This is a genomic window from Faecalimicrobium sp. JNUCC 81, from assembly GCF_053667625.1.
In genome coordinates this window covers 2,746,790-2,759,486 of sequence record NZ_CM132203.1, presented here as the reverse complement: position 1 = coordinate 2,759,486, position 12,697 = coordinate 2,746,790, and the positions used below count along the sequence as shown (strand labels likewise).

Here is a 12,697-nt window from a genome sequence, read left to right as displayed (position 1 = left end):
ATAATGTTAAGATCAATGTATTCAGGAATAAGTGGAATGAAAGCAAATCAAACAAAAATGGACGTTGTTGGAAACAATGTTGCTAATGTAGGAACTACCGCTTTCAAAAAATCGGGAACAAGATTTACAGATGCACTAAATCAAACTGTTTTATACGCTAGTGCCCCAGGTGGTGGAGTAGGAGGGGTTAACCCAAGTCAAGTTGGTATAGGTGCTAAAGTAAGTGGAATTTTTAAAAGTATGAAACAAGGATCATTACAACCAACAGGAAGACCAACAGATTTAGCTATAGATGGAGATGGATTCTTTATAGTTGAAACAGCTCCAGGGCAAAAAGGTTATACAAGAGATGGATCATTTAGCTTAGATATGAACGGACTTTTAGTAACATCTGAAGGATATAAAGTTTTAGATAAAGATGGAAAAGCAATTGAAATACCTAAAGAAATGACTGCAGGAGGAGTTAAAAAGAAAGTACTTTCATTTAACTTCTCTAAAGAAGGAAAATTATCGTACCTTTTAGAAGATGGAACAAAAATGCCAGAACTTAAGCCAGATGGAACTCCAGTAGACCCAACAAAGCAACAAGTTGTAGGAGTAGCAACATTCCAAAATGCAGAAGGGTTAGAATTATTAGGTGGAAATATATATGGAGTTTCAGCTAACTCAGGGGCTCCAGTTGTTAATAAAGTTTTCGGTCATGTAACTCAAGGCTCTGTAGAAATGTCAAATGTTGATTTGTCTGAAGAGTTTACAGAGATGATAGTTACAACTAGAGCCTTCCAAGCTGCAAGTAAGGTAATAACAACTAGTGATGAATTATTACAAGAGATAATAAATCTTAAGAGATAGTAAGAGAGGAATAAAATGAAAAAACAAGATATCCTAACACCAATAGGTTTAATTTTAGCAGTAGGGTTAGTTACATTTGGAGCAATGCAAGGAAAATCAGGGCTTGGTATATTTTTCGATCCTGCATCTATAGCTATAACTATAGGAGGATCTTTTGCAGCTGTACTTATAACATTCTCTACCGAAGACCTTAAAAAAATAATAAAAATATTAAAAACAAGTTTTACATCTCATAACATATATAAAATAGACTTAGTAGACCAATTTAAAGAATTATCAAGAAAAGTAAGAAAAGATGGAGTTTTATCAATAGAGTCAGAAGTAAGTGAAATTGAAGATAATTTCTTAAGAAAAGGCCTAGAATTAGTAATAGATGGTCTAGAACCAGATACAATAAAAGAAATATTAGAATTAGAAATGTTAGAAATAGAAGGTGGCTATAATAAAGGTTCAAAGATATTTAAGGTTTGGGGTACTTATGCCCCAGCCTTTGGTATGATAGGTACCTTAATGGGGCTTATTCAAATGTTAGCAGGAGGTTTAGGATCTGCAGATGCTATAGCAAGTGGAATGTCTGTAGCTCTTATAACTACACTTTATGGATCTTTACTTGCAAATATAGTATTAAATCCAGTAGGATTTAATATTCAAAGTAAGGGAGAAAAAGAAATAGAGTATAGAGAAATGATGTTAACAGGAATAATGAGTATTCAGGATGGAGATAGCACAAGAGTAATAGAAGAGAAAATGATAACATTCTTAACTGTAGAAGAAAAGCGCAAATATTATACTAGGGAAGTTGATAGTGAAGGAGTGAGCGTAAATGCAGTCTAGAAGAAAGAAAAAAAGTTTTGACGATGATATAAATCCAGATAGTTGGCTTGCAACCTATGCTGATACTATAACATTATTACTTACATTTTTTATTCTTCTATATTCAATTTCATCTGTTGATAGCGAAAAGTTAAAACAACTTACCAAATCTCTGCAAAGTTCATTATCACCAACAGGATCAGTCGAAGTTGCAGAAATTGAAAATATTACAGATTTAAAAGTTCAAGGCGGAAATACAGAGTATGAAAATTTATCTGAAAAGCTAAACAAAGTAATAAATGATAATGCTCTTACAGATGTTATTAAAATAAGAGAAGAAGAAAGAGGTATAGTGCTTCAATTAGACGAGACTATATTATTTGATCCAGGAAAAGCAAAGTTAAAAGAAGATACTCAAGGTGTACTAGAAGCTATAACAACAATAATAAATAGTACAGATAATGATGTATTAATTGAAGGTAATACAGATAATGTACCTATGAATACAGCTCTATATGGATCTAACTGGGAATTATCAACGGCAAGAGGTGTTAGCGTTGTAAGATACTTTGTTGAATCAAAGAGCGTTGATCCAAGAAGGTTTGCAGTTAAAGGATATGGAGAATACAAACCTTTAGTGGCAAATGATACACCTGAAAACAGAGCTATAAACAGAAGAGTTGATATACTTATTGTAGAGCAAAAGGTGAAAAAAGATACAGAGGATACAAAGAATACAAAAGAGATTAAGGAAACAAAGGAGATAAAGTAAAAACATCATGGATGATATATTACAATACTTAATAAACTTAAGTATATTTGTACCGATTATTATTATATTAATAGTGGTATCTATAAGAATTAGCAAGTCAAACCTAGAGCGTATAGGTATATATAAATATGTTAATGTCATAGAAAGAACAAGCTTAAATAAAGATACAGATGTATTTGTACTAAAAATAGGAGATGAAGGTTGTGTGATAATGTCATCACCTTCATCAATAGAAAAGATTAAAGATTTAAATATAGAAGAAATAAATAATTTAGAGCATAAAAAAGAAGAAATTAAAAAAGTTAATGCATTTAAGTTTAGTATAGATAAAAACAATATAAAAAAATTAAACTTAAAAAAAATAAACCTAAATAAATTAAATTTAAAGGAGAAAAAAAATGGAGACACTAGGTAACCTTTTATCAAATCCACAGGAACTTACTCCTTTAATTAAACTCTTTATAATGATGACATTTTTAATGTTTTTACCAACCGTTATATTTATGATGACGAGTTTCGTAAGAATAATAATTACATTCTCTTTTTTAAAATCAGCACTTGGAGCTCAACAATCTATTCCAAATCAAGTGTTAATCGGAGTTGCCATGGCACTTACAATATTTATAATGGCACCAACTATAAAAAATATAAATGAGAATGCAGTAAAACCGTACATAGCTGAAAAAATTGAATTTGAAGAAGCACTAAAAGAAGCAGAAGTACCGATAAGAAAATTTTTGCTAAATCAAACTAGGGAAGAAGACATAAAACTATTTATAGAAAGTGCAGACGTTGAAAAAGCAGGTCTAACAAAAAATAATATGCCATTGTATGTTTTAGTACCAGCATTTGCAATAAGCGAACTTAAGACAGCATTTCAAATAGGATTTTTAATTTACTTACCTTTTTTATTAATAGACTTAGTAGTATCAAGTACTTTAATGTCTATGGGGATGTTTATGCTTCCACCAGTTATGATATCTCTGCCATTTAAGCTTTTATTATTCATAATGGTAGATGGATGGAATTTATTAATCAAATCTTTACTTTTAAGCTTTTCATAATAAGGAGAAATAATTATGAGTGAAAATATGGTAATGAGTATAGTAAAAGAAGCTTTATTTACAAGTATGTTAGTTGGAGGGCCAATACTTATATTATCTTTAATAGTAGGATTGCTTATAAGTATATTTCAGGCAACAACACAGATACAAGAACAGACATTGACTTTTGTTCCTAAGCTAATAGTTATAGCAATAACATTAGCGGTAGGTGGAAATTGGATGTTGCATGAAATTATGAAATTTACAACAAAGATTATGAATATAATATCAATGATAAATAGGTAATAAATTGATATTTGTATTTATTAGATTAATAACATTTTTTATTTCTATAAATGTTATATTTCCATCAGGTACACCAAATATATTTAAAGTAGGTTTTTCTTTATTTGTATCAGTTGTAATATCTTTTACTATAAATTTAGATGTAGGCATAGCAAGTACGGCAGATTTGATTAATTATTCAGTAATGGAAACGGTAACTGGGTTAGTACTAGGATTTATAACTAGTATATGCTTCAGTAGTTTAAAAGTAGGTGGTAGCTTAATAGATCAACAACTTGGGCTATCAATGGTAAATATATATGACCCAAATAGTAAGGATCAATCTACATTAGTAGAAAATATTCTTTATTGGATGGGGATAATAATATTTTTTAGCATGAATGGTCATCACATGTTAATAGAAGGAATACAAAAAAGCTTTAAATTAGTTCCATTAGGACAATCAATACTTAGTAACAATTTTACATATGTAATAAATGTTTTTATAGAGTATTTTATAATTGGTTTTAAAATAGCAGTTCCTATTATAATATCTCTTATAATAGCAGATTTAATAATGGGACTTATATCAAGGAGTGTACCACAATTAAATGTAATGGTTATTGGGATGCCTTTGAAAATATTAGTAGGGGTTATGTTTTTTATTATTGCATTACCATTTATATTAAATGAAGTACATAATCTATTTAATAAAATACCAGATGTATTAGATGGAACTCTCGCATTAAAAAATAGCTTTATAGGACCGATGGCTGTTATGTTGTCAACTGGAGATAAAACAGAAGAACCTACAGCGAAGAAAAAGAAAGATGCGAGAAAAAAAGGAAATATAGCAAAGAGTAAAGAAGTTCCAACCGCATTTACATTAGTTGGGATTTTACTTATAGCTTATATTATGTCAGATTATATAATATTAGAAATAAAAAATTCCGTAGTTGGATTTCTAAGTATGGATTTTGGTGTAAATATGGACTTTAATATCCTTAAAGTATTATTCACTAATTTAGGTATGACATTTATGAAAATATTTTTACCAATAGGAGTGATAATTATAGTATTTGGTGTTGTGGGCCATATTATACAATCAGGTTTATTATTTACAGGAGAGACTTTGAAGCCTAAGTTATCAAAGTTAAATCCAATAAATGGATTTAAAAATATGTTTTCAGCGAAAGCTTTAGGAAATATGATAAAAAGTATAGCTATTATAATAATACTTTTTATCATAGGATATTCATTTATGAAAAAAAACTTTGAAGGTATTATGAAAATTGGAGATGTATATTTACCATACTTAATGCCTAGTACAATGGAGCTTATAAGGCAACTATTAAAAAATATATGTTTAGCAGTGATTGTTATTTCAGTGTTTGACTTTGCATATCAAAAATATACACATAAAAAAGATTTGAAAATGACAAAGCAAGAGGTCAAGGAAGAATATAAACAAATAGAGGGGAATCCTCAATTAAAATCAAAGATAAAACAAAAGCAAAGAGAAATGTCAGCTCAGAGAATGATGCAGGCAGTACCTTCATCTACTGTTATTGTAACAAATCCGACGCATATATCAATTGCGATAAAATATGAAAAAGGCAAAGATAGTACTCCTATTATAGTTGCAAAGGGTGCGGATGTAATAGCATTTAAAATAAGAGAAATAGCTAATGAACATGATATACCTATTATAGAAAACAAACCATTAGCTAGACTTATATACAAAGAAGTAGAAATAAATCAAGAAATACCTGAGGGTATGTATCAAGAAGTAGCAGAGGTCTTAGTAGCTGTTTATAAAATAAAAAATAGATATAAGAAGCTATAAAAAAGAGGTTTTAAATGGATAAGTTAAATTTAAAGAAGAGATTTGATATATTAGTTGGATTTGGAGTTATAGGAATTGTATTAATGATAATAATTCCACTTCCACCATTTTTACTAGATGTTATGTTATCAATGAATATAGGTTTTTCTGTACTAATATTATTGTTAACTCTTTTTTCTACAGACATACTAGAATTATCAATATTTCCTACAATACTTCTTGTAACTACATTATTTAGACTTGGTCTAAATATATCGTCAACTAGACTTATACTTGGGCAAGGATATGCAGGTAATGTAATAGAATCCTTTGGAGAATTCGTAGTAGGCGGCAATTATGTTGTAGGTATAATTATATTTTTAATAATAGTAATAATCCAATTTGTTGTTATAACAAATGGTTCTAGTAGAGTATCTGAAGTATCAGCAAGATTCACATTAGATGCTATGCCCGGAAAGCAAATGAGTATAGATGCAGATTTAAATGCAGGTATGATAGATGATAAAACAGCTAGAAAAAGAAGAAGAGAGCTTCAACAAGAAGCAGATTTTTATGGAGCTATGGATGGTGCATCAAAGTTTGTTAAAGGTGATGCGATAGCAGGTATAATAGTAACAACTATAAATGTACTTGGTGGTATTGTAATTGGTATAGTTATGCTTAATATGAGTTTTCAAGAATCAGTTCAAACTTATATTAGATTAACAATTGGAGATGGGCTTGTGAGTCAGATACCTGCATTATTAATATCAACATCAGCAGGTATATTAGTAACAAGAGCAGATAGTGATGAGAATTTTGGTAATTTACTAGGAAAACAATTAATATCTATACCAAAGGCAATAGCCATGACAGGTGTAGTTTTACTAATTTTAGGATTTATGCCAGGTCTTCCTAAATTTTCATTCTTTTCATTAGGATTAGGTGCTATACTTATAGCTTATTTATTAAATAAAGATGAAAAGAGTATAGAGGAAGAATCTGAACAAATAAATAGCTCTGAACAAACTACAGAGGGTACTATAGAAATGGCAGAAGATGTTTCAACTCTTATAAATGTAGAGCCAGTAGAGATTGAAATAGGATATGGACTAATTCCGTTGGCAGATGAAAGCAACGGAGGAGACTTATTACAGAGAATAGTATCTGTTAGAAGACAGTGTGCAATTGATATGGGTATAGTAGTTCAGCCAATAAGAATAAGAGATAATCTTCAACTGAATCCAAATCAGTATAGTGTAAAAATAAAAGGAAATACAGTTGTAACATATGACCTTATGCCTAATATGTTACTTTGTATGAATCCTATGGGAATGAACATTGAGATAGATGGTATAAAAACTAAAGAGCCAACATTTGGGCTAGATGCTTTATGGATAAATAAAGATAAAGCAGAAGAGGCTGAATTATATGGACTTACAGTTGTAGACCCTACAACAATTTTAGTAACTCATCTACTTGAGATAATAAAAGAAAAATCGCATGAACTTATAGGTAGACAAGAAGTCAAAACTATAATTGATGCTACTAGAGAAAGATATAGCGCAGTGGTAGATGAATTAATACCTGATTTAATGACATTAGGTGAGGTGCAAAAAGTATTCCAAAATCTATTAAAAGAAAAAATAGCTATAAAAGATAGAGTTACAATTCTTGAAACTTTAGCAGATCATTCAAGGAATACAAAAGATATTGAACTACTTACTGAATATGTAAGGATAGCAATGAGTAGAAGTATTTGTGCAGACTTAGTGGATGAAAGTAATGCTTTGACAGTTGCTACATTATCTGTGGAAGTTGAAAATCTAATTAGTAATAATTTACAGAGGTCAATTAATGGAACATATCCAGCAGTAGATCCAGAAAGCACAAATAAAATATTTACAAGTATTCAAAGTTTAACAGACAGTATTAATTTTTATAACAATAGGCCGATACTAGTAGTATCACCTAAAATAAGAGCACCATTTAGAAGATTAGTTGAAATGATATTTCCTAATATAACGATATTATCATTAAATGAAATACCTAATGATATTCAAATAAAAGCTCAAGGAGTAGTCAACATATAGCAAGGGGGTTAACAGATTGAATTTGTATAATCAAGAAGAATTTATAATTAACAATATGCCTCTTGTGAAGCATATAGCATCTAAATACTATACAAACAAGATAGGTATAGAATATGAAGATTTAGTAAGTCTAGGTGTTATGGGATTGATAGATGCAAGCAGCAAGTTTGATGCTGACAGAGGGGTAAAATTTTCAACATATGCATCTATTAGAATTTCATCTTTTATAATAGATGAAATAAGAAAGCAGTCACCGGTATCTAGACTATATATAAAAAAAATAAATGAATATAATAAATCAGTTGAATCCTTACAAAATAAATTTTTTAGGGAACCAAATATAAATGAAATATCAGAACATATGAAAATATCAAAGCAAGAAGTACATGATATAAAGATGAAAATAGGGAACTTAAGCACCTCATCACTAGATAGCACTATATTTGAAGAAGAAAGTGAAGTTAAATTAATTGATACAATAAAAGAAAAAGAAAACCTATCACCAAGTATATTAGTAGAAAAAGATGAGCAACTAGAAGTTTTGGCAAAAGCTATAGATATGTTGAAAGAAAGAGATAGATTAGTAATATCTTTATATTACTATGAAGAGCTTAATTTAAAGGAAATAGGAATAATACTTGAAGTTTCAGAATCAAGGGTCTCTCAAATACATAGTAGAGCAATATCAAATTTAAGGGACAATATGAAAAAACTAAAGTATATAGACTAAAGGAGTGAAAAGTTATGTTAAGAGGAATTTATACATCTATTTCATCGATGATAAATTTACAAGCAAGACAAAGTATTATAACTAATAACTTAGCTAATATAAGGACTAATGGATATAAGGAAGAAGAACTAGTATCAAAAAGTTTTGATGAAGTAATTTTATCTAATAATGATAATTACTCAAATGGAGTGGCAAAGCATCAAATATTAGGAGGATTAAGTTTTGGAACAAAGATAGATGATACTGTAACTAATTATAAACAAGGTATACATAGATCTACAGACAATAAAACGGACATTGCTTTAGATGGTAAGGGATTCTTCCAAGTCCAAGATTTTAGTGGAAAAAAATTTGTTACAAGGGATGGGTCTTTTAAAATTAATAGCCAAGGATATCTTGTAACGAACGCAGGTCATAATGTAATGGGAGTAAATAAGCTTACAGGTAATTTAGAGCCAATAAATGTAGGCAATGATAAATTTGTTGTTACCCCAGAAAATAATATAGTTGTAAATGGTGAAAATAAATATAGTTTTAGTGTTGTAGACTTTAACGATTATAAGAGTTTAAAAAAAGTTGGAGACAATTTATATTCTGGAGAAAACCCAATTAAAGCTAATAATTTTTATGTTAAGCAAGGTTACATTGAAGAATCAAATGTTGATTATATAAGCGAAACAGCTAATTTAATGGAAACAGTCAGAGAATTTGAGGCTAATCAAAAGATAGTACAAAGTGTAGATTCAATACTTTATAAGATCGCAAATGAAATAGGCACAGTTAAATAAGGTGGGATAAAAGATGTATAATATAATGAATAATAGCAAAACAGGAATGTTAGCATACCAAAATAAGATAGATGTTATATCTAATAATACGACAAATGTTAATACAACAGGATATAAAAAGTTAGAATCTGGATTTTTAGATTTATACACAGAGACTTTAAATAGACAATCATACCCAAATAACTCAAAAGATGCTATTACTGGTACTGGTGTTAAAATTTCTCAAGCGATAAGAAATTTTGAACAAGGAAGTCTGAGAAATACTGAAATAAAAACTAATATGGCTATAGACGGAGAAGGATTTTTTAGAGTTATAAGATCTGATGGAAGCTTTGCATATACCAGAAATGGTGAGTTTAATTTAGATAGTTCAGGAAGATTAGTAGATGATAATGGAAATACATTAGATATAGAATTTAAAAATGGAATAGGATATCAGAATGCTAATTTATCAGATAGTTTAAGCGTAAATAAATCAGGAGAAGTATTTTCAAATAATGAAAAAGTTGGTAGTATAAATATATATACATCTACAGGAGATAATGATTTTATATCAGCTGGAGATAGCCTATTTACAACGATTAAAGGAGCTGATGTACAAAAAAATAATAATTCTCATATAATGCAAGGATATATAGAAATGTCTAATATAAATATGCAAAATGAAGTAACAGATTTGATTATGGCACAAAGGGCATTTCAGTTTAACAGTAGAGGAATGCAAGCAGTAGATGAAATGTGGGGAATGATAAATAATCTTCAAGGAAGATAATTTTAAAATTATTAATCAGTACTTATTACTCATATTACGTTGATGTATGTTGACAAAGAGATTGGGAAAAACAATAACTAATGTAAATGAGTTAATAAGTATAAAAATAGAGGAATATATAATACTTAGTGTTGGGGAGTGTAAAGTCTACAAGTGAAAGTTAAGCTTTATAAAAATACAAAAGGTGTTATATAATAAGTGGCATAAAGAAGGATGTGTAAAATTTATGAATGATAAATTTGGAAGAGTACTAGATATACCCCTAAAAGTTACTGCAATTTTAGGGAGGACTAAAATGAATCTAAAGGATATATTTGAGTTAACAAAAGGTTCATTAATAGAGTTAAATACATTTGAAAATCAAGAAGTTGAAATATTTGTAAATGGGCAAAAAATAGCTTATGGACAAGTAGTTATAGTAGAGCAAAATTTTGGAGTAAGAATAACTAGTATATTGGGTGAAGAAGAGCTAGCAAAAACTCTGGCTTAGTAGTATATCTAGATAGTAAAGGATGGATAAGGATATATGGCTAAAGTATTAAAAAATAAATATAATAGTACAGGTGAGCGATGTGTTGATGCATGCTTAAACTATGGGGAGTTAAGATATATAAATGAAGATGGCTCACCCATGAATATAGAAATACCATGCGATAAATATGAAGAAGCTGTAAGTGATTTTGAAGATAGAATAAGAGAAGGCATTATTCACCAAAATGCTGAGACAAAAGAAGTATTAAAGAGGGGCGCTTTTACATATAATCAAGCAAAGAATATAGCGATTGATGGCAAAGTAAGAGGACTATCTTTTTTTGAAATTGATGGAAGTGTAGAATGTGACCATATTTTGGGAGTGTCAGGGAGTATAGAATATGCACTAGCATTATGGAATGGAGATTCACCTAAAGATGCATTACTAAAATCTATAATAAGAGCTATGAAAGTTTATGGAGAAGAATTTATAAATGGATTGAGTTTAGATAATACCGTTGATATAAATTCATATACTAGATTTGCAAAAAATGTATCTACTATGGATTACATAACAGATATAAAATTATACAAAGCCAGAAATTACGCTATAGATAATGAGGTTCAGATTGAAGGTATTGGTGAGAAAATAAAAAATATAGGTCCTATGAACTTGATACTAGGTTTTATAGGAGCATTAATAGGGTTGATATTTATTCAAATTGCTACAAACTTTGGAAAAGTTATAGATAATAAGATATTATTCTTAATATTAAACTTACTTTGTATATCAATTGGAGGATGGATTTTTATGAGTGTTCCAAAGCATGTAGTCGATAAGTATGTAAAGAATAATACCAAGATGATTATGGATTTATTTAATGAAGAATTAGAAAAAGTTGCATATGATAATCTGTTGACAGAAAAGGAAGCTCATATAATATTAAAAAACATAACAAAAGGTGAAGTATCAAAACTGCTTATAGATATGAAGGGTAGTGTAAATAAGAAAGTATCTAGTAATAGCTTAGTAAGTAAGGAAAGTAAATTTATGTTAGATGCAAGAAAGACAGTTGTATTACCTAATGAATATGACATAAAAGAAGGATTAAGCAGACTTGTAGGAACATATAATGAAAAGCTAGCAAATGAATATAATATTGATTCTATATAAATAAAAACCTAATAGATTAATAATCTATTAGGTTTTTATTTATATATAGAAAAGTTTTTATGATATACTAAAAACATTAATATATAGGGGGAATCTTTATGAATTATAAACTAATAGTCACAGATATGGATGGAACATTACTTGGAAGTAATCATCAAATTACTAATGAAAATAAAATAGCTTTATCTAAAGCATTAAATAAAGGCATAAATGTAGCAATTGCAACTGGAAGATGGTATGATTCGGCAAAGTTACATACTGCATTTTTAGAAAGAAGAATACCTATAATAGCTTGCAATGGTGCATTAATCAGATATGAAGATAAAGTTATTTATTCTAATTATATGGATACAAATTTATGTTTAGATATTATCGATATATTAGAAAAGTATGAAGTATACTATCAGTGTTATGCTGATGATGCTTTATATTGTAAGAAAATGAATAAAGAGAATAAAAGATATCAAGAACTACATGATAAAATGAAAAAAGAAATGAATCTTATTTTTAAAAATGATTTAAAAGAAGATGTGTTAAATAATAATATTTTAAAAATGATAGTATTTGAAGAAGATAATAAAGAACTTTTAAGAGATATAGAAAAAGATTTAAAAGATTTAAAAGGAATAGAACTAACTACATCGGGACCAAATAATGTTGAAATTATGAATAAAGGTGTAAGTAAAGGGAAAGCCGTGGGTATACTATGCGACTACTTAGATGTAAATAAAGAGGAAGCGGTGGCATTCGGTGATAGTTATAATGATTTAAGTATGCTAGAGTACGTTGGAATGGGAGTTGCAATGGATAATGCTGATGATTTTATAAAATCAAAGGCTAATTATGTGACAGAAAGAAATGATAATAGTGGGGTAGCAAAGGCACTATATAATATCGTTGGAATATAATATTGACAATATATAGAAACATAACGTATTATAGATATAATGTACAAAATACTTTTTTTGGTTATTACCTGAGGGAGTAGTTTGCACCAATCGGTGTGGCTAGATCAACATAATGACTACGGTCTGGTCTAGTCTTAAAAAGCGAGACTCATGTATGCTTATTTAGCATAC

Annotated in this window: 14 protein-coding genes; all 14 read left to right on the top strand. The window is 29.0% G+C overall.

Going from position 1 to position 12,697, the window contains the following annotated elements; all coding sequences use genetic code 11:
• Window positions 1-3: 3 nt before the first annotated feature.
• The 14 genes from JNUCC81_RS13820 to JNUCC81_RS13755 all read left to right on the top strand — a co-directional run bounded on the left by JNUCC81_RS13820 (window position 4) and on the right by JNUCC81_RS13755 (window position 12,526).
• Window positions 4-852, top strand: a complete 849-nt coding sequence (locus tag JNUCC81_RS13820) for a flagellar hook-basal body protein (RefSeq protein ID WP_454094017.1) — start codon at window positions 4-6, stop codon at window positions 850-852.
• Between the two features lie 15 nt (window positions 853-867).
• Window positions 868-1,686 (top strand): motility protein A, encoded by an 819-nt coding sequence (locus tag JNUCC81_RS13815; RefSeq protein ID WP_454094016.1) that lies wholly within the window; start codon window positions 868-870, stop codon window positions 1,684-1,686.
• Window positions 1,676-2,437: a flagellar motor protein MotB gene (locus JNUCC81_RS13810; RefSeq protein ID WP_454094015.1), complete on the top strand. Its 762-nt coding sequence runs from the start codon at window positions 1,676-1,678 to the stop codon at window positions 2,435-2,437. The genes JNUCC81_RS13815 and JNUCC81_RS13810 overlap by 11 nt, the downstream gene beginning before the upstream one ends.
• A 7-nt stretch (window positions 2,438-2,444) precedes the next feature.
• The gene (locus JNUCC81_RS13805) at window positions 2,445-2,852 is read left to right on the top strand and encodes a flagellar biosynthetic protein FliO (RefSeq protein ID WP_454094014.1); all 408 of its coding nucleotides are present in this window, start codon (window positions 2,445-2,447) and stop codon (window positions 2,850-2,852) included.
• Window positions 2,836-3,501 (top strand): flagellar type III secretion system pore protein FliP, encoded by a 666-nt coding sequence (gene fliP, locus JNUCC81_RS13800; protein WP_454094013.1) that lies wholly within the window; start codon window positions 2,836-2,838, stop codon window positions 3,499-3,501. Before JNUCC81_RS13805 ends, fliP begins: the two co-directional genes overlap by 17 nt.
• Window positions 3,502-3,516: 15 nt before the next feature.
• Window positions 3,517-3,786 (top strand): flagellar biosynthesis protein FliQ, encoded by a 270-nt coding sequence (gene fliQ, locus JNUCC81_RS13795; protein WP_454094012.1) that lies wholly within the window; start codon window positions 3,517-3,519, stop codon window positions 3,784-3,786.
• 4 nt (window positions 3,787-3,790) lie between these two features.
• Window positions 3,791-5,611 carry a fused FliR family export protein/FlhB family type III secretion system protein gene (locus tag JNUCC81_RS13790; protein WP_454094011.1) on the top strand — a complete coding sequence of 607 codons (1,821 nt, stop codon included), beginning with the start codon at window positions 3,791-3,793 and terminating at the stop codon, window positions 5,609-5,611.
• A gap of 14 nt (window positions 5,612-5,625) precedes the next feature.
• The gene (gene flhA, locus JNUCC81_RS13785; protein ID WP_454094010.1) at window positions 5,626-7,683 is read left to right on the top strand and encodes a flagellar biosynthesis protein FlhA; all 2,058 of its coding nucleotides are present in this window, start codon (window positions 5,626-5,628) and stop codon (window positions 7,681-7,683) included.
• Window positions 7,684-7,699: 16 nt separating this feature from the next.
• Window positions 7,700-8,413, top strand: coding sequence for a sigma-70 family RNA polymerase sigma factor (locus tag JNUCC81_RS13780; protein ID WP_454094009.1), 714 nt, complete (start codon window positions 7,700-7,702; stop codon window positions 8,411-8,413).
• A 14-nt stretch (window positions 8,414-8,427) separates the two neighbouring features.
• Entirely contained in the window at window positions 8,428-9,201 is a 774-nt protein-coding gene (locus JNUCC81_RS13775) for a flagellar hook-basal body complex protein (protein WP_454094008.1), read from the top strand.
• A 13-nt stretch (window positions 9,202-9,214) separates the two neighbouring features.
• Window positions 9,215-9,973, top strand: coding sequence for a flagellar hook-basal body complex protein (locus tag JNUCC81_RS13770; protein WP_454094007.1), 759 nt, complete (start codon window positions 9,215-9,217; stop codon window positions 9,971-9,973).
• 295 nt (window positions 9,974-10,268) lie between these two features.
• The gene (locus JNUCC81_RS13765; RefSeq protein WP_454094006.1) at window positions 10,269-10,463 is read left to right on the top strand and encodes a FliM/FliN family flagellar motor switch protein; all 195 of its coding nucleotides are present in this window, start codon (window positions 10,269-10,271) and stop codon (window positions 10,461-10,463) included.
• Between the two features lie 36 nt (window positions 10,464-10,499).
• Entirely contained in the window at window positions 10,500-11,618 is a 1,119-nt protein-coding gene (locus JNUCC81_RS13760; RefSeq protein ID WP_454094005.1) for a hypothetical protein, read from the top strand.
• Window positions 11,619-11,716: 98 nt separating this feature from the next.
• Window positions 11,717-12,526: an HAD family hydrolase gene (locus JNUCC81_RS13755; RefSeq protein WP_454094004.1), complete on the top strand. Its 810-nt coding sequence runs from the start codon at window positions 11,717-11,719 to the stop codon at window positions 12,524-12,526.
• Window positions 12,527-12,697: the final 171 nt, after the last annotated feature.